Genomic DNA, 22,191 nt, shown 5'->3' with positions numbered 1-22,191 from the left:
CCGCCGTACGGACCGATGACGGGACCGTCCTGCGGACTTGAACGTTCCACAACGAGAGATGTGCCACTCGGTCCCCGATGAGGGCCACAGGGCGTTATTCGCACAGGTTGCCCGGGGATAGAGTCACGAGCACCCAGGGGCCGACAACGCCCCTTTTTCCTTTCGCGAGCCGAAGAGAAAGGCCCTCCTCAATGGCCGATGTGGACTCAGCACTCGACGCAGCCGGACTCCAGAACGAAGCCGTTCGCGAGTACGTCCGCTACTGGGCAGGCGTCACCGGCGCCGACCGGGTCGAGGTGGTCAGCGCCTCCGACGACGCTCGGCTGATCCAGGAGGCCCTGGACGCGGGCGAGCTGCTGCCCGCCGGCGAGGGTCGCTACTACTCGCGCTCCTACTACAAGGACACCGCGCGCTCCGAGGAACGCACGATCGTCGCGACGAACAACCCCGAGGACAAGGGCGTCTACAACAACTGGCGGCCCGCCTCGGAGATGAAGCCGCTGCTCGAGGACCTGATGACCGGGGCTTCCGCGGGCAAGACGATGTACGTCATCCCCTACCTCATGGCGCCTCCCGGCTCCCCGCTGGAGGAATTCGCCGCCGGCGTCGAGCTGACCGACAACCGCTGCGTCGTGCTGCACATGATCCGCATGGCGCGCGTCGGCGTGGACCTGATCAACAACCTGGCCAACCCCGACTCGTTCGTGCGCGCGGTCCACGTGACCGGCGACCTGGAGAACCTCGGCCAGGGCACCCCCGACGACAAGCGCTACTTCGTGACCGTCGCCGACGAGCGCACGATCCTGCACTTCGGGTCGTCGTACGGCGGCAACGCGCTGCTCGGCAAGATCGCGCACGGCCTGCGCCAGGCGGCGTACGACGGCTGGGCGTCCGGCCGGTTCCTGTCGGAGCAATTCATGCTCATCGGCATCAAGGACAAGAAGACCGGCAAGGACTACCACATCTGCGGTGGCTTCCCCTCGGCCTCGGGCAAGACCAACCTCGCGATGATGCTGCCGCCCGACGCCCTCGGCGACCGCTACCAGGTCTCGTTCTACGGCGACGACATCGCCTGGCTGTGGGTGGGCGACGACGGCCGGCTCTACGGCATCAACCCCGAGAACGGCGCCTTCGGCGTCGCCAAGGACACCAACGAGACCACCAACCCCACCGCGCTGGAGTCGATCAAGGAGGGGACGGACGTCGTCTTCACCAACGTCGCCTACAACGAGAAGACCCACGAGGTCTGGTGGGAGGGCAGGACCAAGCAGCCCCCGGCCGACCTCGACGGCTGGCTGGACTGGAAGGGCGAGCGCATCGCCGACCGCAGCGAGGAGGACAAGGACGCCCCCTGGGCGCACCCCAACTCCCGCTTCACCACCCAGCTGGACAACGTGCCCAACGTCGCCGCCGACTACAACGACCCGCACGGGGTGCCGATCGACGGCATCATCTTCGGCGGCCGCACGCGTGACCGCGAGCCGCTGATCCGCGCGATCACCGACCTCCCCGAGGGCGTGTACGACGGCCTGACGCTCGGCGCCGAGGCCACCTTCGCCGCCGAGGGCGTCGAGGGCCAGCTGCGCTACGACCCGATGTCGATGCGTCCGTTCATGTCCTACGACGAGGGCGACTACGCCGCGCACTGGCTCAAGATCCTGGGCGGGGTGAAGGAGATGCCGATCTTCGCCCACGTCAACTGGTTCCAGAAGGACCCCGAGGACGGCCACTTCCTCTGGCCCGGCTACCGCGACAACCTCCGCCCGCTGCTGTGGCTGATGCAGCTCAAGGAGGGTGAGGTCACCGGTCGCGAGACCGCCGTCGGCATCATCCCGACCAAGGAGGAGCTCAACCTCGACGGCTTCGAGGGCGACACCGCCGACCTCGACCGGCTGCTCGACATCGACGTCGAGCGCTGGCGCCAGGAGATGGGCTTCCGCGAGGGCCACCTCAAGCAGTTCGACCGGCTCCCCGAGGAGATCTGGGAGGCCCACCGTCGGGTGGCCAAGGCCCTCGACGAGGCCTGAGAGCCGGGTTTCGGTTTCACTAGGTACCTAGTGACTTTGGCACTCCCCGAGCGAAGTTTCGCTCGGGGAGTGCCAGTTTCACTAGGTACCTAGTGATTTTTCGCCGGGCGTCTAGGTTGGGGCGATGGTGACCGAGAAGCGCTGGATCAACCCGCTCGACGCGATGTTCCTGTGGGGCGAGAGCGTCGAGACCAAGATGCACGTCGCCTCGCTCATGCCGTTCACACCGCCGGAGGGGTCGGGCCCGGAGTTCCTCAGCGAGCTCTACGAGGAGATCCTGGCCGCCCCCGTCGCGAGCCCGTGGAACCTCCGGCTCACCCACCCCCACGTCCTGCGTCACCCGGGCCAGGCCTGGAAGGTCGACGACCGCTTCGACATCGACTACCACGTACGCCGCTCAGCGCTCCCGTCCCCGGGCGACGAGCGGGAGCTGGGCATCGTGGTCTCCCGGCTGCACAGCCACCAGCTCGACTTCACCCGGCCGCCGTGGGAGGTCCACCTGATCGAGGGCCTCGAGGGCGGGCGGTTCGCGCTCTACACCAAGGTCCACCACTCACTGGTCGACGGCTACTCCGCGGTGCGCATCCAGGCCAAGAGCATGTCCAAGGACCCGAGCGACCGGGACATGCCGTTCTTCTTCTCGGTCTCGCCCTCCGGCCCGCGCAAGCGGACGACCCCGGAGGAGGAGCCGGAGCGGGTGTCGCTGCCGACCCGCGCGGTGCGGACGGCGACCGCGCCGGCGCGTGCCGCCGTACGCCTCGGCGGGACGCTGGCCTCCACCGGCCTCGGCACCGCCAAGGCGGTCGCGGGGGTCGAGCTCGGGTCGCGGGCCGAGGGGAGCGAGCTGGTCGCCCCGGGCCAGGCTCCCCGGACGATCCTCAACGCCCGCTGCGGCCGCAACCGGCGGCTGGCCACCCAGCAGGTCGAGCTCGACCGCATCCGCGCGGTCGCCAAGGCGGCGGGCGGGACCGTCAACGACGTGGTGATGGCGATGTGCGGCGGGGCGCTGCGGCGCTACCTCCTCGAGCGCGACGAGCTGCCGCGCAAGCCGCTGGTCGCCTTCCTGCCGGTCAACATCCGGCCCAGCGGCGACACCGGCGGCGGCAACCGCGTCGGCGCGACCCTGGCGTCGCTGGCCACCGACCGCGAGGACGCGCGCGAGCGGCTCGAGGCGGTCATCTCCTCCACGACCAGCGCCAAGGGCCAGATGACCGACCTGTCGCAGCTGGGCGTCCTGGCCTACTCCGGCTACCTCCTCGGCCCCGGCGGCCTGCAGGTGCTCAGCGCGATGACCGGCACGTCGCTGCCGGTGCCGACCTCGTTCAACCTGTGCATCTCCAACCTCCCCGGACCGCAGACGACCCACTACCTGCGCGGGGCCCGGCTGGAGGCGATCTACCCGATGTCGATCCCGGTGCACGGCATGGCGCTCAACATCACCGTCGAGTCGTACGACGGCCACCTCGACTTCGGCTTCATCGGCTGCCGCGACGCGGTGCCGTCGCTGCAGCGGGTGGCGGTCTACGCCGGTGACGAGCTGGAGCTGCTCGAGGAGGCCTACGCGGTCGGCTGAGCCGGCCGCAAGTCGCCCTCAAGTCGCCGGCAAGCGACCGCTGCGACGGTGGGGTCGTCCGGGGAGCCACCCCGGCAGACACCCTCCAGGAGCAGCCATGATGACCCCCGCCCACGCCGCCCAGCTCGCCACGACCCCCCGCACCGCACGCCCCTCCGCCGGCGAGTGGAGGACCGCGGGCCGGGGTACGCACCTGGCATGGCACCCCAGAAGAAGAGTCCCGGGCCCTCGGTGAAGGACCCCGAGCTCTACGAGTCCCTCCGCGACGACGGCGCGAGCAAGGAGAAGGCCGCGCGCATCGCCAACGCGGCCGACAACACCTCCCGCACGCAGGTCGGCAAGAAGGGCGGCAGGTCCGGCTCCTACGACGACTGGACGGTCGAGGAGCTGCGCAAGCGCGCTGCCGAGCTGGGCATCGAGGGCCGCTCCACGATGACCAAGAGCGACCTGGTCGACGCCCTGCGCGACCGTTAGCTAGCAGCCGCGCCGCACGCCGGGCACGTCGACCGGGAGGCGGCCGGGAGCGGGAGCGCGCCCGAGCCAGAACGCCACGAGCGCACGCATCGGCCCCGGCCCGTCGCCGTACGTCGCGACCCGGACCGACGCACCCGTCCGGCCGAGGACGTACGGCGTGTCGACGGCCACCACGTAGTCGGACGTCGGCACCGGGTCGCCCGCTCCGACCAGGTCCACGCGGGTGCCGCGGAGGACCGGGTGCGGCTCGATCGCCCGCCAGCGGCGCAGCACGCGCTGCTTGCGCTTCTTGCTCCACTTCCTGCCCAGCTCCGGTCGCGGCGGCTTGACGTAGTCGACGTGCCCGAGCGCGAGACCCGCCTCGGCGGCGGCGGTCCTGAAGCTCGCGACCGCCGAGGGGTCGCCGAACGGGATCGGTCGCGAGGGCGCGATGCGTCCCGAGCACGGCCCCGCGACGGAGGTCAGCGCCTCGGCCGAGAGCCTCGACGCGAGCGACCGGGCCGCCCCCGGCGGGCGCACCTGACCCCGACGGGCCGTCGCCCGCTGGTGCAGCAGTAGAGCCACCTGGCGGGCCGCGGCCTGCTCGAGTCGCAGCCGGGTGAGGTAGCCGCCACGCACCGCCCGCACGATCGCCGTCCGGGCGCCCGCCGGGTCGACGGGCATGAGCGCGACGTCGGCCCCGGCCCGCAGGGCGGCCACGGCTGCGCGGTCCGGCCCGAGGTGACGGCGTACGGCGGCCATGTCGAGCGCGTCGGTGACCACCAGGCCGTGGAACCCGAGCCGCTGGCGGAGCAGCCCGGTCACGACGGGGCGGCTCAGCGACGAGGGCACCCCCCGGTCGACGGCGCGCACGTCGAGGTGCCCGACCATGACCGCGGGGAGCCCGCCGTCGACCGCGCGCCGGAACGGCACCCAGTCCCGCCGGGCGAGCTCGCGCACCGACCGGCGCTGGACCGGCAACGTGACGTGGCTGTCGGCGTCGACCGAGCCGTGGCCCGGGAAGTGCTTGACCACGGGGACGAGCCCGGCGTCCTGGAACCCGCGGGCGGCCGCCATCACGTGACGCGCCACCGCGGCGGGGTCGCTGCCCGCCGAGCGTGAGCCGATGGCGGGGTCGGCCGCGCCCATCGTCACGTCGGCGTCGGGGGCGAAGTCCATGGTCAGGCCGAGGCCACGCAGCTCGCCCGCCGCGGCGGCGTACACGCGGCGGGTGAGCGCGGGGTCGCGGGCCGCGCCCGTGGACATGAACGCGGGCAGCCGCGTCACGTCCCCCCGGAGGCGCTGGACCAGTCCGCCCTCCTGGTCGACGCCCACGAGCAGCGGCCAGGGGCGGCGCACCTCGCGGCGCAGGGTCGCGGTGGTCCCCCGCACCTGGGCGGTGGAGACGACGTTGTCGGCGAAGACGATGACCCCGCCGAGGTGGAGCCGTCGCACGAGGCCGACGGGGGCCGCGGTGCCGCTGTAGCCGGCGACGATGACCTGCCCGGCGAGCGCCGGCAGCGGCAGCGCGTGCACGAGCCGCGCCGCCCGCTCCAGCTCGGGGCGCGTCGGGCCCCAGCCGGTGACCAGTCCCAGGCGCTCGGCCGGGGTCGGCGGGTCGGGCGGTGCGGGTGACGCCGAGGGCCCGGCGCCGTCACCTGTCGGGCCGCCGCCCAGGGGATCACCGTCGCAGGCGGCCAGGCCCGCCGCCAGCGTGAGGGCCAGCGCGGCCACCCCTGCTCGGCCGGGAATCCGCACTCAGTGCTCCGCGGCGTCCGCGGCGGGGTCCTCGGCGTGCCCGCGACCGGGCACGAGGTGCATCGCACCGACGACGAGGAAGCCGACGACCAGCCCGATGACGGCGGAGATCGCGGTGTTGGTCAGCCAGCCGAGGACCGCGCCGATGCTCTCGGCCGCGTCGTGGACCGACTCCTCGAGGTGGTGGACCTGCTCGTAGGGCCAGTGCCACCCGACCTCGTCGGAGCCGACCAGCAGGATGTGACCGCCGACCCAGAGCATCGCGGCGATGCCCACGGTGGAGAGCACGGCGAGAATGCGCGGCATCGCCTTGACCAGCCCGCGGCCGAGGCTCTGCGAGGCGGCCGAGTCCTTCTCGGCGAGGTGCAGCCCGATGTCGTCGAGCTTCACGATCAGCCCCACCACGCCGTACACCAGGGCGGTGATGAGCAGCGAGACCACGACCAGGATCAGCGCGCGGGAGACGAACGGCTCGTGGGTGACCTCCTTGAGGGCGATCACGATGATCTCCGAGGACAGGATGAAGTCGGTGCGGATCGCGCCCGCGGTCATCGTCTTCTCGTGCTCGGCGGGGTCGACGCCCTCGGGGATGCCTCCGTCGTCCGTGCCGCCCCCGTGGCCCGTGAGCTTCTCGTAGACCTTCTCCGCCCCCTCGTAGCTGAGGTAGGTGCCGCCGAGCATGAGCAGCGGCTCGACGAGCCACGGGAGGAACTGGCTCAGCAGGAGGGCGGCGGGGACGATCATCAGCAGCTTGTTGCGCAGCGACCCGATCGCGATGCGCTTGACGATCGGCAGCTCGCGGCTGGGGTGGAAGCCCTGGGCGTAGCGCGGGGTGACCGCGGTGTCGTCGACCACCACGCCGACCGCCTTGGCGCTGGCGCGGCCCGCGGCGGCGCCCACGTCGTCGACGGAGGCGGCGGCCAGCTTGGCCATGGTCGCGATGTCGTCGAGCAGCGCGGCCAGACCGCCGCTCATCGGGCCGGGCCGGGGTTCGTGGTCACCGGGCCAGGGTACGGAGTCGTCCGCCGCGGTCGCACCCGCGCGGGTGTGCCGGGCGTCTCACCGGGTTTGGTTGTCGGGGTCAACCACTCGGGCGTATGGTTGACCCCGACAACTTGATCGTCGATCCACCCGAAGAGGCCCCGTGACCACGACGCACCCCCAGGCGAGCCCCGCGGCCGCCGCCCAGATGACGCACCGGGAGATCCTCGAGGCGATGAGCGGGCTGCTGCTGGCGATGTTCGTCGCGATGGTCTCCAGCACGATCGTCACCAACGCGCTGCCCCGCATCGTGGTCGACCTGCACGGCACCCAGACCGGCTACACCTGGGTCGTCGTCGCGACGCTGCTCACGATGACCGCTACGACGCCGGTCTGGGGCAAGCTCTCCGACCAGTTCTCCAAGAAGCTCCTCGTGCAGACCGCGCTGCTGATCTACAGCGTCGGCTCGCTGGTCGCGGCGTTCGCGCCCTCGATGGGCGTGCTGATCGGCGCCCGCGCGATCCAGGGTCTCGGCGTCGGCGGCCTCACCGCGCTGGTCCAGGTGGTGATCGCCAGCATGGTGACGCCGCGTGAGCGCGGCCGCTACAGCGGCTACATCGGCGCGGTCTTCGCCCTCGCCACGGTCAGCGGCCCGCTGCTCGGTGGCGTCATCGTGGACAGCCCGCTGGGCTGGCGGGGCTGCTTCTTCGCACCCCTGCCGATCGCCGTCGTCGCGTTCCTCGTCCTGCAGCGCACGCTGCACCTGCCCGTCGTCAAGCGCCCGGTCTCCGTCGACTTCGCCGGCGCCGGGCTCATCGTCGGCGGCGTCAGCATCCTGCTCGTCTGGGTCTCCCTCGCCGGCACCGACTTCGACTGGATCTCGGTCACCAGCGGGCTGCTGGTCGCAGGCGGCATCGCGGTCATCGCGCTGGCGGTGTGGGTCGAGGCCCGGGTGGCAGCCGAGCCGGTCATCCCGCTGCGGCTGTTCAAGGACCGCACGATCGTGCTCGCGACCATCGCCTCGGCGCTGGTCGGCGTCGCGATGTTCGGCTCCACGGTCTACCTCAGCCAGTACTTCCAGCTCTCCCGCGGCATGAGCCCGACCCGCGCCGGCCTGATGTCGATCGCGATGGTCGGCGGCCTGCTGGTCTCCAGCATCGTCATCGGGCGCATCATCACCCGCACGGGCCTGTGGAAGCGCTACCTCGTCGGCGGCTCGATGCTCGTCGCCGTGGGCTTCACGCTGCTCGCGACCATCGACCACGCCACCCCGCTGCCGGTCGTCGGCGTCTACATGGCGCTGGTCGGCCTCGGTCTCGGCGCCACCATGCAGAACCTGGTCCTGGCCGTCCAGAACAACGTCCGCACCGCCGACCTCGGCTCGGCCAGCGCGACCGTCGCCTTCTTCCGGAGCCTCGGCGGCGCGATGGGCGTCTCGGCGCTCGGCGCGGTGCTCGCCCACCAGGTCCGCGACTCCCTCGAGACCGGGCTGGCCGCGATGGGCGTCACGCCCAGCGCCTCCGACGGCGGTGGCGGCTCGATCCCCGACCTCGCGTCGCTGCCGGCGCCGGTCCGCCACCTCTACGAGACCGCGTTCGGTGACGCCACCGGCCACCTGTTCATGGTCTCCGTGCCCTTCGCGATCGCCTCGCTGCTGTGCATCCTCTTCATCCGCGAGGTGCCGCTGCGCACCACGCTCGACGTCGAGGACTCCGCCGCCGTCGCCGAGCCGGTCGCCGCCCAGAACGCGCCGCGGGCATGACCGGGTCGCCGGTCACGACCCGGGCCGCCGACGACACGGCCGAGCGGCAGGACAGCCTGCGGCAGATCGAGGCCGAGGTGGGGGTGCTGATCAAGCGCGTCCGCCGCGTGATCGCCGAGCGGGCCCAGGAGGTGCACGAGTCGCTGCACCCCTCCACGTTCCTGGTGCTCACCCACCTCGCCGACCACGGCCCGCTGCGGGCCTCGGCGATCGTGTGCCACTTCGCGATGGACAAGGCCTCGGTCAGCCGTCAGGTGCAGCACCTGCTCGACCTCGGCCTCGTGGACCGCACCCCCGATCCCGAGGACGGCCGCGCCACGCTGCTCTCGCTCAGCGACGACGGCCGTCGACGCCTGCGCGACGTCGCCGCCCACCGGCGCCAGCTGCTCGACGAGCGGCTCGGGGACTGGGACGAGCGCGAGCTGGCCGACTTCGCCGCGGTGCTCGCGCGCTACAACGCCACCCTGGAGCGCGCCGGCTGACCCCGTCGCGGCCGGCGCCGCAGGCGGCCCTCAGCAGGGGAGGACGCCGGCCCAGGGGCCGACGCCGGGGGCGGCGAGCTGGGTCTCGAAGGACTCGCCGAGCCGGGTGCCGTGGATCGGCATGAAGCCGCCCATCGCACCGGCGGTCTCCGCCTCGGTGGAGGTCAGCTGCCACACGACGGCCTCCTGGCCGGTGTCGTCGTCCTCGCCGGCGCCCGCGCGGGGCCCGATCAGCGTCTGGGTCGCCATGAAGCACCAGTGGGCGCGCATGCGGGCGGCCTCGTCGCGGACCCGGGAGACGAAGCCGTCGAGGGTCTCGTCGTCGTCGGCGACGAAGGTGCGCAGGCCCTGGCGGCCCGCGAGGACGGCGGTGGTGAACAGCCAGCCGTCGGACATCGCGAACGCGAGCCGCACGGCGTTGAGCTGGTGCTCGACGAAGCCGTCGAGGATGGCCGAGCCGGCGTAGCAGCCGTCCATCGCGGCGATCGCGGTGGACTCGCGGACGAAGTCGGCGGGCGTCAGGGCGTCGAAGATGCCGGTGAGCTCGTCGCGCTGGTCCATGGTGCTCTCCTCACGTCGGCGCGGCGGCCGGTCCGGCCGGCTGCCGTCGGGCACCCCTCCGGTGCCCGCTCCCTGCGCATTCAACGAGGACCCACCGACAGGGTCACGGCGGCTCAGGGCGCGTCGGCGAACCGGACCAGACCACCCAGCGTGCCGACGTACGCCGTCCCGTCGGGCCCGAGGCTCACCGGCGCGTAGTTGTTGTTGAAGCCCAGGCCCGTGCCGGCGAGCTTGGAGAACACCTGCTTGCCGGTGCGGGCGTCGACCGCGGTGAGGAACCACGCCTCCGGCGCCAGGCCGGGCACGGCGGCGTACTTCCACGGCAGCTCGGCGGCGGAGGGATGCGTGTAGGTGTAGAGCAGCCCGTTGGCCAGGCTCACCTTGGACACCAGCGTGGGGATCCGGAGGCGGTCGTTGCGCCACGCCACGTGGCAGCCGCCGCGGCGGTAGTCGACCGCGATGCGTACGGCGCCCGGCGCGGTGTCCGCGGACCGTCCGGAGGGCCCGGTGGGCAGCGGGCCGGCGTAGCCGTAGTTGTTCTCCGCGATGAGCCCGCCCGGCACCGAGATGAGGCTGTTCTCGTCAGCGCTGCGGCCGCGGGGGAAGACCGGCTGCCGGCACAGCGGACGGCGGCCGGGGCCGGCCTTGCCGCGGCGGAGGACCAGGACGTTGATCCGCGGGTCGGCGTTGTCGGTGATGGCGATCGAGCCGCCCCCGCGGGAGTCCGCGCGGCCGATCAGGGTCGGCGTGGTGCCGCTGCCCTGCGAGACCTGGCCGGGCTTGGTGCTGCTGCCGCGGTCGTAGGTGCGGCGCCACGTCACGTGGGGCCGGCCGTCGACCACGTCGAAGCGGTAGAGCGCGTGGGTGGACACGATGAACACGCCGCCGGACTCGTCCATCGCGAAGCTGTTCGCGATCGTCTCCCCACGCGACAGGTGGCGGCTGCGGACGGCGCCCGCCCGGTTGACGAAGCCGACGACGCCGGACTGGGTGACGAACCACAGCCGGCCCTTCCAGTCGGGCAGCGCGGACTGGATGCCCGAGCCACCGGTGGCCCGCGAGACGTCGTGGTCGCGGACCAGCTCGAGGCTGCTGCCGGTGTCCTGGACGACGAGCAGGTGACCGTCGAAGGTCGAGACGACCGCTCGGTCGCGGTGGTCGAGGTAGAAGTAGCCGCCCCCGCTGAAGTTGCTGAACGAGAACGTGCCGGGCGCCCGCCCGGGCAGCTCGTAGGCTGCGATCTCCTCCAGCGTGTCGGGGTCGACCAGCCGGAGCGTCGCGCCCTGCGGCGAGACGCACACGGTGACGATGCGCCCGCGGGAGTCGAAGGTGACCGAGGCGCACTCGGCGAGGTACTCCGTGCTGGTCACCTGCAGGTCCCGACCGAGCGGGCCGGACACGGCGTAGGCGTCGGTCTGGTAGGCGTCGTCGTGGATGTTGCTGGCGCCGTTGCGCGCCATGTAGGGGTGCTGCGGGATCCGTGGCACCCGCATCGGGCGCACGACGGCCGGGTGGCCGGTGAAGTCGCGCAGCAGCTCGCCGCCCGGCTGCTGCTGGATCGGCACCGCCGGGCCGGGCGCCGCGGTCGCCAGCGGCCCTCCGGCCACGGCGACCACGGCGGCCGTCAGGGCGAGTGCGATGGAGGTCAGGGCCCTGCGATGACGCGGCATGTCGGGCTCAACGACGACCGCCTCGGTCGAGTCACGCCCCTCACCGTGAGGCAGAGGGCGATGGCCAGCAGGCCCAGGTAGGCGCCGTTCTCCAACCACCCCCAGGTGGTCTGCTGGGCCGACCCGAAGTCGTCGGAGCAGACCAGCACGCCGGTCGCGAGCTGGAGCGAGAGGAACACCGCGACCGCGACCTGGGCGGCGCGGCGTCCGACCAGGGCGAGCGCGAAGAAGGCGAAGGAGATCCCGTAGAACCCGTAGGTCAGCGCGTCGTTCGCCCCGAAGTCGGCGGGCGCGATGCCGTCGAGGACGGTCCTGGCCGTGTGGAGAAGGGACAGGACGTAGGCCGCCAGCATGAAGACGGCGTTGTGCCGGGTCGCAGGGACGGGCTGGGCAGCAGACCCGAGGACCGACTCAGTGGTGGGCTGGACAGTGGGCTGGACAGTGGGCTGGGCAGTGGGCTGGGCAGTGGGCTGGCGGCTCCGGGCCGCGGTCATCGTCGTCATGGGAGGACGGTGCCGCGCGCGGCTTGGGGCTCGCTTGGCGGCGGCTTGAGCGCCTCGTGCCCGCGGCCCGCGAGCCGGCTCAGCCCAGGGTCGAGGTGTCGATCACCGCCCGGTAGCGCACGTCGCCGGCGACGACCTTGTCGTAGTACTCGTCGACCTGGTCGGCGGAGATCACCTCGACCGTCGCGGTGATGCCGTGCTCGGCGCAGAAGTCGAGCATCTCCTGGGTCTGCGGGAGGCCGCCGACCATCGAGCCGGCGAGCGCCCGGCGCATCGAGAGCACCGAGAAGGCGCCGAGTGACAGCTTGTCGCTGGGGGCGCCGACGTTGACCATCGTGCCGCCCCGGCCGAGCAGACCGAAGTAGGCATCGAGGTCGACCCCGTCGCCGACGGTGTTGAGCAGCAGGTCGTACTCCCCCGCGTGCTCGTCGAAGACCGTGCCGTCCTCGGTGGCGAAGTAGTCGGTGGCGCCGAACTCCTTGCCGTCCTGCGCCTTGGCGTCGGTGCGGCTGAACACCGAGACCTCGGCGCCCAGCGCCGCGGCGATCTTGACCGCGACGTGGCCGAGCCCGCCCAGGCCGATCACGCCGACCTTGGTGCCCGGCCCGACGCCGTAGCGCACCAGCGGGTTGTAGGTCGTGATGCCGGCGCAGAGCAGCGGGGTGGTGGCGGCCAGGTCGACGCCGTCGGGGATCTTGACCACGAAGTGGTCGCGGACGACGACGGACTCGCTGTAGCCACCGGCGGTGCGCTCGCCGTCGTAGCCCGTGCCGCCGTAGGTCGGCACGACGCCCTGGGCGCAGAACTGCTCCTCGCCGTCCTTGCACGCCTCGCACTCGAGGCAGGCGTCGACGAAGCAGCCGACGCCGACAGTGTCGCCGACCTGGTGGCGGGTGACCTGGTCGCCGACCTCGACGACGTTGCCGATGATCTCGTGGCCCGGCGTGAGCGGGAAGGGGGTGCCGGCCCACTCGCCGCGGGCGGAGTGGATGTCGGAGTGGCAGATGCCGGCAAAGCGGATGTCGATGCGGACGTCGTCCGGGCGCAGGTCGCGCCGGGTGAGCTCGACCTTCTCGAAGGGCGCACCGGCCTCGGGGGCGGACAGGGCAGCAACGGTGGTGGTCATGTCACCTTCCTCCCCGACAGAGCGCGGCCCAATCCCGCGCCGCGGGGGTGTGGCCACGGTTACGCTCACCTCGGAGGTGGGGGGATGAGTACGACGACCACGCCGACGGGCGCGCAGGTCCGCTTGCCGGGCAGGGGAGGTCAGGCCCGTCGGGTGCTGGCCTGGGTGCTGCTGGCCGGATGGATCTACGTCCTTGCCGCGATCGCGGTGACGGGTGAGCGCGACGCGTCCTGGCAGCACCTGAGCGAGTCCCTCGCGGCCGGCGAGGTCGGACAGGTGACGGTCGTCGGGTCGCTGGAGTCCTACGCGAGCTCCGACTCGACGACGTCCGGAAGCGCCCGGGTCGAGATCCTGTGGCGCGACCACGCCCTGGTGCGGCGGACCGAGGTCATGCAGGAGGTCGGGCAGGACCACACCAGCGCCGACGGGCTCCACGTCGTGCACGGCTCTGTTGACGAGGTGCTCCATCGGCTCGATCCCGGCCTCCGCATCACCAGCGAGCAGCACCGCGACGGCGCTTTCATGAACGCCCTCGGCGTGACCCTCCACGGCCGCGCGGCCCAGGCGGCGTTCGTGCTGGGCCTCGCCACGCTGTTCCTGCTCGTCCTGGGCCCCGAGCCCGAGCGTGCGACCAGGTGGGCCTGGTTCTGGCTGGCGTCCGCCTGCCCACCGCTGGGGTGCATGGCGTACCTCGTCCTCGGCGGGATCCTCAAGCGCTTCCCGACCCCGAGGCCGAGGCGGCTGACCGGCGGCTGGGCGTTCCTGATCTCGCTGGTGCTCGGCGCAGGGAGCAACGCGTCCTGATCAGAACGGGCGGATCGAGTCGACCTTCCAGCTCTCGCCGGAGCGGACGAGGCCCACGAGCACGCGGTTCTGGCTGACCCGGACCGGGGCCTCGGTGTCCTTCAGCGTCGCGCTGGAGACGAGCACCTGGTCGACGTACACCAGGCAGGTGACCTCGCGGTCGCTGGCGCGCACGATGCCGGCCGCGCGGACGGTGGCGCGGGTGACGGCCTTCTTGCTGCGGGCGAGCTTCGCCGCGGAGCCCTCGAAGGTGCGCCGGAACTCCTTGGCGAAGGAGGGGCTCATCAGCGCGGTGGCACGCCGGAGGCCCGCGGGCAGCGAGCGGTAGTCGTAGCCGAGGGCGCGGGGCAGCACCTCGACCGCGGTCTGCGTCGCCCCGTCGAGGTCCGCCGCCACCGTGCCGGGTCGGTAGCCCGCCGAGGTGTCACCGGAGCGAGGTGAGCGGAGGGTCTGGTCGGGGGCGGTCTCGCGCAGCGCGACGAAGGTGCCGGCGGCCAGGAGGGCCAGCAGGCAGAGGACGAGCAGCACGCTGCGGGGCACGGCGCGCATCAGCCCACCCGCTCCAGCCGCGAGACCAGCCACCGGTCGCCGCTCTTGTCCAGCACCACGCGGGTGCGGTAGCGGCTGTCCTCCGGCGAGGCGCCCGCGCTCTCGGTGTGGACGTCAACCGAGACGAGGACCCAGGCCGAGTCCTCGCCGAGGTACTCCACGGCCGCGCCGTCGTCCGGGACCCGCGCGGTGAGGACGAGCTTCTTCTGCTCGACCGCCTTGCGGAGACCGGCGGACTGCTTCTGGTACTGCGCCTCGAACTCACCCGTGGCCCGCGAGAGCACCTTGTCCATGTCGGCCTTCAGCGTCCGGTGGTCGAGGGAGAAGAAGTCGCGCGAGACGTCCTCGGCGACGTCGACCGGGGCCCGGTCGAGGTCCCGTGCCTGCCGGTCGTGCCACGCTCCCAGCGCGGCCACGGCGAAGCCGACGGTGCAGGCGAGGGCCACCACGGCGACCACCCAGGTCACCAGCGCAGGTCGTCTCACGCCGCGCTCACCCGTCGCCCAGCGGGCTCGTGAGCAGCCACGCGAGCCCGGCCGACCCGATGGGCGGGGCGTCGCCGCGCTCGCCGCTGAGCCGGACCGCGACGTCGCCGTCGGTGACGAGACCGGTCGCCGGGTCGTACATGGCCATGGGAGCCATCGGGGCGCGTCCCGGGGCGGTCGCTCCGGACCCCGAGCCCTGGCGGGCGTACGACGGCGTGGTGACGTTCTGCGACCCCCGCACGTTGGGCGAGACCGGGTCGCTCGGCGGGGCGGCGCAGTGGGCCCGGAGGTTGGGCTCGCTGCTGCGGGGCTGGCGTCGCCCGTTGCCGTCGGCCTGCTCGCCGTCGGGGCGGTAGCGCGTCGTGCCCTCGTAGCCCCGGGTGCACGACTGGTAGGGGTCGGCGCCCATCTTGTCGAGCTGCTGGGCCAGGTGGAGGGTGTAGATCGGCTTGCCTTCCTTGTCGTAGTGACAAGTATCTTGCACCGGCTTGCCGGTCTTGGGGTCGTAGTCGTCGCAGTAGCGCGCGGTGTTGACCTGGTTCTCCAGCACCCAGGGGAAGACGACGAGCGTCTTGCGGATCTCGGGGATGCGCTCGGAGGCCACGGTCGTGAGGGACAGCAGGTTGCTCAGCAGGACCGGGAGCACCGGCTGGTTGTCGGCCAGCAGGTTGGTCACCTGCGTCGAGGCCCGCAGGCCGGTGTCGTAGAGGCTGATCGCGGTCGGGTCGAGCTCGCGGAACCGCCGGGTCAGGCCGGCCACCTCGCCGGCATAGGTGCGGGTCTCGCCGCCGAGCGCGACCTGGGTGCCGAGCACCGTGCGCGCGTCGCGGATCAGCGCGGTTGTGGTCTCGACGTTGTCGAGCGCGTCCTGGGAGAGCTTCTGCGACCCGTCGACCAGCCGCCCGACGCTGGGGGCGATCCCGTCCAGCGCGGCCTCGCTCTCCCGCAGCACGACGGCGAGGTCGTCCTTGGGCACCGACCGCGCGAGGGCGTCGAGGTCGCCGAGCACCTTCTCCAGGCGGATCGGCGAGGTGGTCCGCGACAGCGGGATCGTGTCGCCGTCCTCCAGGTCGGGCCCGCCGGCCGACTGCGGGGTGAGCAGCACGTAGCCCTCGCCGATCGCGGACTTGGCCGCGACCGTCCCCCGCACGTCCTGGGGGACCTTGACGTCGTGGTCGAGGGCGAGCACGACGGTCGTGCCGAGCCCCGGCCCGGGCTCGAGCTCCTGCACCCGGCCGACGCGGGTGCCGAGCAGGTCGACGTCGGCGCGGGGGTAGAGCCCGCCGGAGGAGGCGACCTGCATCGACACCGTGTAGGGCCGGTCGATCACCTCGCCGATGCCGAGGTAGCGCGTGGCGCCGTACCAGACGACGACCACGGTGACGAGGGCGAAGACCAGCAGCTGCAGCCTGACCCGGCGGGTGATCACGACTCACCCCCGGTGAGGAGGTCGGCCAGCGAGGCCGGCGGGACGGGGTTGTAGCGCGCCCGCACCTGGCGGCCGAGCGGGAGGAAGCCGAGGTCGGGGTCCTCCCCGTCGAGCTGGCCGGAGGACCCGCGCCCGCCCCCGAGGAGGTCCTGGGGGAGCCCGGGCAGCGCCGGCAGGTCGGGCAGCTCCGGCAGCGCGGGGAGACCCGGCACGGGCAGGCCGGTGCCCGCCTTGGGCAACCCACGGCCGTCCTGCTGCTTCTCGCGCAGCAGGGTGTTGAGCGAGTCGACGTCGAGGTTGATCGTGGCGAACATGCCGGCGTAGTCGCCGCGGGCGACGAACTTGAAGTAGCTCGGGAACGGGTAGGTGCCGATGGCCTCGACCGCCCGGGCCAGCCGGTGCTTGGAGCGGGCCAGCTGCTCGAGGATCGGCCCCAGGTTACGCAGGTCCTCGACCGTCGCCTCCTTGGAGTCGCGGATCAGGGGCACCGCGACCTGGGAGAGCTCGCCCAGGCTCTCCACGGTGCGCACCAGCGCGGGGCGCTGGCGGTCGAGCACCGCCAGGCCCTGGGGCACGGAGTCGAGGGCGGAGCCGATCGCCTGCCGCTGGTCGCGCAGCTCCCCGCTGAGCCGCTCGATCGCGGTCAGGGCGGCGACCAGGTCGTCCCGGTGCTCGTCGAGGGTCGCGACCAGTCGGCCGATCTCCCGGGTGGTGCCGCCGAGGTCCGACCTGCTGAGTGCGGTGGTCAGCTCGCGGCTGATCGTCTCGATGTTGCCCAGGCCGCCGCCGTTGAGCACCTGCGACAGCGCGCCGAGGACGATCTCGGCGTCGGGCACGACGTGGGTGTCGTTCTCGTCGAGCACCGCACCGTGCGCGAGCGTGCCGCGGGCTCGCTGCCCGTCCGGCGGGTCGAGGGCGACGAAGCGCTCGCCGAGCAGGCTGGTCTCGCGCAGCGTGGCGACCGCGTTGCCGGCGAGGTGCACGTCCTTGTCGATGCGGCAGACGACGGTGGCCCTGAGGTCCTTGCGCAGCTCGACCGACTCGACGCTGCCGACCACCACGTCGCCGGCACGGCAGGTCTCCTTGGGCACGAGGTTGGTGACGTCGTCGAAGACGGCGGTGACGGTGTAGCCCCCACCGCCCTCGCCCCCGGGCAGCGGCAGGCTGGAGGCCCCGCGGTAGTCGCACGCCGCGGTGAGCGAGGCGACGACGGCCGTGGTGACGAGCGCGGCCGTGCCGCGGAGTAGTCGAGCGGTCATCGGCGGGCCGCCTTCTGCTCACGGGCGCTGGGCGCCATCGGCGCACCGCCCGGCGGGTGGGGGCCGCCCTGGCGGTAGGCCTCGAGGATCACCTTGCCGACGTCGCCGCCCGCCGCCTCCAGCGCGTCGCAGAACGGCGCGAGGCGGGTCGCCTCGGCGGCGGGGAGGGACGCGCAGAAGGCGCTCATCGTGTAGCTCAGCTGGGTGTCGAGGTCCTGGGCGCCGACCGCGTGCAGGTTCTGCGACCCGGTCCGTCCGGCGATCGTGCTCTGCCCGGGGTGGTCGGGGTCCCAGTTGCGGGCGACGTAGGTCTTGAACAGGTTGGTCAGGCCGACCGGACCGAGCTCGGCGACCTCCTCCAGCTCGCGGGTGTGGCGGCGCAGTGCCGAGCTCACGGACGTGAGGCCCGCGAGGTTGCTGCGCAGGGACGAGCGGTTGTGCTTGGCGAAGACCGCGACGTCACCGAGGGCGCGGTCGAGGGCGGTGACGGCCCGGGTGAGCTCGTCGCCCTGCCCGTTGAGCTCGGTGCTGACCGCGACCAGGCTGACCACCAGGCGCCGGATCGTCGCGTCGGAGGCCGCGAGCCGGCGGTTGAAGCGGGCCAGGTTGGTCGTGGTGCCGTTGATGTCGTCGCTGCTGCCGGCCAGCGTGGCGATGGCGTCGGCGAAGCTGCGGATCGTGGTGTTGAACAGCCGGCCGCGACCCCGCATGTTGTCGGCCGAGGCGCTGATCAGGTGGGCCAGCGCGCCGTCCCGGCCGGCACCGCGCGGACCGAGCCCGATCGCGGTCTTGTCCAGGGCGCGGTAGGTGTCCTCGAGCTCCAGCGGCACGCCGGCCCGGGTGATGCCCAGCCGGGCGCGGTCCTGCAGCACCGGTCCACCGGTGTAGGCGGGCGCGAGCTGGACGAACCGGTCGCCGACCACCGACGGCGGCACGATCACGGCGTGCACGTCGGCGGGCAGCTTGACCTCGGGGTCGTAGGACAGCTCGACCTGCACCTGGGTGCCCTTCACCTGGATCGAGTCGACCGTGCCGACCCGCACGCCCAGCACCTTGACCTGGGCGCCCTGGTAGAGGCTCGTGGTGCTGGGGAACATCACCGTCATCGTGCGCGGGTCGGGGCTCAGCCCGGCCCGGGCGCCGACCAGGGCGACCAGCACGAGCAGGGCCACGGCGCTGGTGAGCAGGATCTTGCGCATCACGAGCCTCCCTGGCGCCGGCTGCCGGTCGCGGGGCCGAGCGGCAGGCACGGCTGCGAGCTGCCGTTGACCTGCTGGTTGAGCGCGCTGAGGACGGGGTCGAGCAGGCCCCCGGTCGGGTCGGTGGAGTCACCGGTGCTGCACAACGAGAGGTTCTTGGGGAACTTCAGGCTCGAGTCGAACCACTCCCCGGAGCCGCCCACGTTGGTGAACTCCCGGGCGTAGGGCGCGAGGTAGGTCAGCGAGCGCTCGATGTCGTCCTCGTTCCTGCGCAGCACCCGCACGACGGTGTCGAGGTCCTCGAGCGCGGGGCCCAGGGCGGCGCGGTTGTCGCGCACCAGCCCCCGCAGCTGGACGGCGAGCGCGCGGGTCCCGCTGATCACCTCGCGGATGGTCTCCTTGCGCCGCTCGAGCACCGAGAGGACCTGGTCGGAGGCGGTGAGCAGCTCGCCGAGCTCCTTGTCCCGGGCGGCGACGACGCCGGTGACGCTCTCCGCCTTGTCGAAGAGCGAGGCGATCTGCCGGTCGCGCTTGGTCACGCTGGTGGAGAGCCGCGACAGCCCGGTGAGCGCGCCCTCCATGTCGGGCGCGGTGCGGCGCAGGGTGGTGGCGAGGCTGTCGAAGGCGGCGGCCACCTGGGCGGTGTCGGTGTGGGCGGTCTCGTCGGCGAGGCGGTTGAACGCCGGGACGATGTTGACCGGCGTCGAGGTGCGGGCGACCGGGATGAGCGCGTCCTCCCGCAGCGAGCCCTGGCCGGCCGGCGTCACGCTCAGGAAGTGCTGGCCGAGCAGCGTCTTGACCTCGATGCCGGCCTCGGTGCGGGTGCCGAGCCGCACGCCGGTGACGGTGAAGCCGACGACGACCTTGTCGCCGGCCAGCTCGATGTCGCGGACCGTGCCGACCTTGACCCCCGCGACGCGCACCTCCTCGCCGGTCACCAGCCCGGCGGCGTCGGTGAACTCGGCGCGGTAGGAGGTGCTCCGGTCGACGAACGGCAGGCGCTGCCAGCTGCCCGCGACGAGGAGCAGCAGCGCGATCAGGACGAGGCCGACGACAGCGATGACGGCCGGGTCGCGCTCGGTCCACGCCACGCGGCCGGCGCGCTTGGGCGTCTTGTGGGAGCTCATCGGGCCGTGTCCCCCATCTCCTCGGCGGACACGTCGGCCTTGGCGCACACGGAGTCGGCCTCGTTGGACGCCACCGCCGGGGTCGCGAGGTAGAGCTGCCCGCCGAGCACCTTGAGCCGCACCTCGGCACCGCACACGTAGAAGTTGAACCACGAGCCGTAGGACCCCGTGCGGGCCATCAGCTGGAGCTTGCGGGGGATCTCGTCGAGCGAGGCCTGCAGCACGTCGCGGTCGATGTCGAGCTGGCGGGCGACCTTGCCGAGGTTGCGGACCGACGTCTTGAGCCCGGGCCGGATGTCGCGGAGCATGCCGCTGGTCGACCCGAGCAGCCGCGCCAGCCGGGGCAGGGCGATCGAGACGGTCTCGCGGTCGGAGGACAGCCCCACCATGAGGTTGCGGAACTGCACGATCAGCGCGGTCAGCTGCTGGTCGCGCTGGTCGACGGTGGTGAGGACGTCGTTGAGGTTGCGCACGACGTTGCCGATGACGGCGTCCTTGTCGGCCAGCGTGTGGGTCAACGAGGCCGTGTGGCGCAGCAGGTCGGCGATGTTGCCGGCCTCGCCCTGGAAGGCCCGGACCAGCTGGAAGGACAGCCGGTTGGTCTGGTCGGCGTCGAGGGCGCGCAGCAGCGGCTGGAAGCCGTTGAACAGCTGGGTCAGGTTGAGCGCCGGCGTCGTGTGGTCGGTGTCGTACGTCGCCCCCGGGCGCATGGGCGTGCCGCCTGGCTGCTGCTCGATGGCGAGGTAGCGCTGGCCCACGATGTTCTCGAACCGCAGCTCCAGCTGGGCGTCGGTGGACATCGGCACGTCGTCGCGCACCTGGAACTCCACCAGCGCCTGCTGGCGGCCCTCGTCTCCGGGGACCAGCGTGATGTCGCGGATGCTGCCGACCTCGACGCCGGACAGGCGCACCCGGTCGCCGTGGAGCACCCCCGTGGCGTCGGTGAACCGGCCGTAGAACGTGCGCGTGCTGGTCAGCGAGATGTTGCCGATCAGCGTCGCCAGGAGGCCGATGAGCACCAGGGTGACGGCGGCGAAGACCGCCATCTTCCAGGCGGAGCTGGGGATCGCGCTGCGGTGCCCGCTCATGGCAGCCTCACCTGCCCGTCGGCCAGCAGCGGCATCATCAGCAGCTCGGCGTAGGGCGGGAGCCTCCGGGCCGGGACGCCCAGCTGCTCGGCCGCGATCGCCCGGGCCAGGGCCTCCCGCGCGCTGCGCACGGTGGCGGCGTCGGCGCGACCACCCGTCGTACGGGACGGGGAGGCGGAGCCGCCCGACGCGCTGGGGGCGCGGAAGGTCTGGCCGTAGGGGTCCTGGGAGTAGGGCAGCGGCGACTCGGGGAGATCGAGCACCCGCTGCGGCAGGCGCGGGCAGTGCGGGGCCCAGCTCGGGACGCCGCGCGGGAGGTTCTCGTCGTTGGCCTCCGCCCGCGGGTTGGAGGGGAGGTCCTTCGGATAGTCGTAACCGTCGCGGTCCACGACCATGTCGACGCTCAGCCCGATGTAGGGCTGGCGCACCCCGGCGGCCAGGTTGGCCAGGCGGTTGCCGGCCTCGAGCGTCCTCAGGATGCAGGGCACCTCGCGGGCATAGGTCCGCAGCACCCTCAGCACCGGCCGCGACCGCCCGGAGAGGGCGACCAGCCGGTCGCGGTTGGTGCGCAGCACCTCCTCGGTGACCCGCGAGGTGCCGGTCGCCGAGCGCAGCAGGGCGGCGAGGTCCTGCTCGTGCGGGACCAGGTTGTCGCGGGCGATCGCGGCCGCGTCGGAGAAGGTGCGGATCAGGTCGGGCGCGGCGTCGGCGTAGACGTCGGCGGTCGTGGCCAGGTCGCGGAAGTCGGCCACCAGGTCGCCGTACGCCGGGGAGAGCTGTCGCAGCAGGGTGCGCGTCGTGCGCAGGCTGCGCGCGATGTCGGCGCCGCGGCCGTCGAGGGCGTCGGCCAGCGAGGAGAGCACCGCCGAGAGCCGCGCGGGCTGCAGGGTCTCGAGCACGGGCACGAGACGGTCGAAGATCTCGCCGAGCTCGACGGAGGTCTGCGACTGCTCGATCGTGTCGCCGTCGGCGAGGTGCCGGTCGGTCGGCCGGTCCGCCGGGCGCCGGAGGTCGACGAACTTCTCGCCGAACAGCGTCTTGGGCACGATCATCGCGTCGACGTCGGCGGGGATGGTGCCGACCAGGTCGCGGTCGAGCGCGAGGCGGACCGTCGAGGCGGTGCCGTCGCTCTCGATCGAGCGGACCTCGCCGACGAGGAGGCCCTGGTACTTCACGTCGGACTGCTGGTTGAGCCCCAGCCCGGCCTGGGTGGTGCGCAGCGAGACCGACGCGGTGCGCTGCCAGGGCAGCGCCTTGTCGTAGGCCGCGACGCTGGTGGCCATCAGCAGCACGACGGTCACCAGGTAGGTGAGGCCGAGCAGCGGGCGGCGGTGCGAGGCGAGGCTGGCCACCGC

20 protein-coding genes are annotated in these 22,191 nt (G+C 72.7%); 6 read left to right on the top strand and 14 right to left on the bottom strand.

What is annotated here, in order from left to right; all coding sequences use genetic code 11:
* The first annotated feature begins 191 nt into the window (after positions 1-191).
* The 3 genes from J2S63_RS10720 to J2S63_RS10710 all read left to right on the top strand — a co-directional run bounded on the left by J2S63_RS10720 (position 192) and on the right by J2S63_RS10710 (position 4,074).
* A complete protein-coding gene (locus tag J2S63_RS10720) occupies positions 192-2,027 on the top strand; it encodes a phosphoenolpyruvate carboxykinase (GTP) (RefSeq protein ID WP_310301887.1) in 1,836 nt (611 codons plus the stop codon).
* A 124-nt stretch (positions 2,028-2,151) separates the two neighbouring features.
* Positions 2,152-3,600 (top strand): WS/DGAT/MGAT family O-acyltransferase, encoded by a 1,449-nt coding sequence (locus J2S63_RS10715; protein WP_310301886.1) that lies wholly within the window; start codon positions 2,152-2,154, stop codon positions 3,598-3,600.
* 198 nt (positions 3,601-3,798) lie between these two features.
* Complete coding sequence (locus J2S63_RS10710) at positions 3,799-4,074, top strand: DUF7218 family protein (protein WP_310301885.1); 276 nt, start codon at positions 3,799-3,801, stop codon at positions 4,072-4,074.
* Here the strand turns inward: J2S63_RS10710 and J2S63_RS10705 are convergent, their stop codons facing one another.
* Positions 4,075-5,811 carry a glycoside hydrolase family 3 protein gene (locus tag J2S63_RS10705; protein WP_310301884.1) on the bottom strand — a complete coding sequence of 579 codons (1,737 nt, stop codon included), beginning with the start codon at positions 5,809-5,811 and terminating at the stop codon, positions 4,075-4,077. It lies immediately after the preceding gene.
* Complete coding sequence (locus J2S63_RS10700) at positions 5,812-6,786, bottom strand: DUF808 domain-containing protein (protein WP_310301883.1); 975 nt, start codon at positions 6,784-6,786, stop codon at positions 5,812-5,814. It abuts the gene before it with no gap.
* Between the two features lie 169 nt (positions 6,787-6,955).
* Between J2S63_RS10700 and J2S63_RS10695 the strand changes: the two genes are divergently transcribed.
* Together J2S63_RS10695 and J2S63_RS10690 are read left to right on the top strand one after the other, a co-directional pair.
* On the top strand, positions 6,956-8,554 hold the full coding sequence (locus J2S63_RS10695; RefSeq protein WP_310301882.1) for an MDR family MFS transporter: 1,599 nt from the start codon (positions 6,956-6,958) through the stop codon (positions 8,552-8,554).
* Positions 8,551-9,036, top strand: coding sequence for a MarR family winged helix-turn-helix transcriptional regulator (locus tag J2S63_RS10690; protein WP_310301881.1), 486 nt, complete (start codon positions 8,551-8,553; stop codon positions 9,034-9,036). Before J2S63_RS10695 ends, J2S63_RS10690 begins: the two co-directional genes overlap by 4 nt.
* 30 nt (positions 9,037-9,066) lie before the next feature.
* Here J2S63_RS10690 and J2S63_RS10685 read toward each other — a convergent pair whose 3' ends face one another.
* The 4 genes from J2S63_RS10685 to J2S63_RS10670 form a co-directional block, all read right to left on the bottom strand.
* A complete protein-coding gene (locus J2S63_RS10685) occupies positions 9,067-9,597 on the bottom strand; it encodes a hypothetical protein (RefSeq protein WP_310301880.1) in 531 nt (176 codons plus the stop codon).
* Positions 9,598-9,710: 113 nt separating this feature from the next.
* A complete protein-coding gene (locus J2S63_RS10680) occupies positions 9,711-11,267 on the bottom strand; it encodes a hypothetical protein (RefSeq protein WP_310301879.1) in 1,557 nt (518 codons plus the stop codon).
* A complete protein-coding gene (locus tag J2S63_RS10675; protein ID WP_310301878.1) occupies positions 11,243-11,770 on the bottom strand; it encodes a PT domain-containing protein in 528 nt (175 codons plus the stop codon). Before J2S63_RS10675 ends, J2S63_RS10680 begins: the two co-directional genes overlap by 25 nt.
* Before the next feature lie 79 nt (positions 11,771-11,849).
* Positions 11,850-12,896, bottom strand: coding sequence for an NAD(P)-dependent alcohol dehydrogenase (locus J2S63_RS10670; protein ID WP_310301877.1), 1,047 nt, complete (start codon positions 12,894-12,896; stop codon positions 11,850-11,852).
* A gap of 84 nt (positions 12,897-12,980) precedes the next feature.
* On the opposite strand from J2S63_RS10670, the gene J2S63_RS10665 reads away from it, so the two are divergent.
* Complete coding sequence (locus tag J2S63_RS10665; RefSeq protein ID WP_310301876.1) at positions 12,981-13,700, top strand: hypothetical protein; 720 nt, start codon at positions 12,981-12,983, stop codon at positions 13,698-13,700.
* Here the strand turns inward: J2S63_RS10665 and J2S63_RS10660 are convergent, their stop codons facing one another.
* Genes J2S63_RS10660 through J2S63_RS10625 form a run of 8 tightly spaced genes read right to left on the bottom strand, consistent with a single transcriptional unit; the run spans position 13,701 to position 22,188 of the window.
* Entirely contained in the window at positions 13,701-14,249 is a 549-nt protein-coding gene (locus J2S63_RS10660; protein ID WP_310301875.1) for a hypothetical protein, read from the bottom strand.
* Positions 14,249-14,734 (bottom strand): Rv1363c family protein, encoded by a 486-nt coding sequence (locus tag J2S63_RS10655; RefSeq protein ID WP_310301874.1) that lies wholly within the window; start codon positions 14,732-14,734, stop codon positions 14,249-14,251. Before J2S63_RS10655 ends, J2S63_RS10660 begins: the two co-directional genes overlap by 1 nt.
* A gap of 7 nt (positions 14,735-14,741) precedes the next feature.
* Positions 14,742-16,163, bottom strand: a complete 1,422-nt coding sequence (locus J2S63_RS10650; protein WP_310301873.1) for an MCE family protein — start codon at positions 16,161-16,163, stop codon at positions 14,742-14,744.
* Positions 16,160-17,422: an MCE family protein gene (locus J2S63_RS10645; protein WP_310301872.1), complete on the bottom strand. Its 1,263-nt coding sequence runs from the start codon at positions 17,420-17,422 to the stop codon at positions 16,160-16,162. Before J2S63_RS10645 ends, J2S63_RS10650 begins: the two co-directional genes overlap by 4 nt.
* Positions 17,419-18,621 carry an MCE family protein gene (locus J2S63_RS10640; RefSeq protein ID WP_310301871.1) on the bottom strand — a complete coding sequence of 401 codons (1,203 nt, stop codon included), beginning with the start codon at positions 18,619-18,621 and terminating at the stop codon, positions 17,419-17,421. Before J2S63_RS10640 ends, J2S63_RS10645 begins: the two co-directional genes overlap by 4 nt.
* Complete coding sequence (locus tag J2S63_RS10635) at positions 18,621-19,748, bottom strand: MCE family protein (protein ID WP_310301870.1); 1,128 nt, start codon at positions 19,746-19,748, stop codon at positions 18,621-18,623. The genes J2S63_RS10640 and J2S63_RS10635 overlap by 1 nt, the downstream gene beginning before the upstream one ends.
* A complete protein-coding gene (locus J2S63_RS10630; protein WP_310301869.1) occupies positions 19,745-20,836 on the bottom strand; it encodes an MCE family protein in 1,092 nt (363 codons plus the stop codon). Before J2S63_RS10630 ends, J2S63_RS10635 begins: the two co-directional genes overlap by 4 nt.
* On the bottom strand, positions 20,833-22,188 hold the full coding sequence (locus J2S63_RS10625; RefSeq protein ID WP_310301868.1) for an MCE family protein: 1,356 nt from the start codon (positions 22,186-22,188) through the stop codon (positions 20,833-20,835). The genes J2S63_RS10630 and J2S63_RS10625 overlap by 4 nt, the downstream gene beginning before the upstream one ends.
* Between the last annotated feature and the right edge of the window lie 3 nt (positions 22,189-22,191).

Source organism: Nocardioides marmoribigeumensis (assembly GCF_031458325.1).
Lineage (GTDB): Bacteria > Actinomycetota > Actinomycetes > Propionibacteriales > Nocardioidaceae > Marmoricola_A > Marmoricola_A marmoribigeumensis.
Note: the sequence above shows the minus strand (reverse complement) of the source record. Positions and strands in the feature narration are given on the sequence as shown.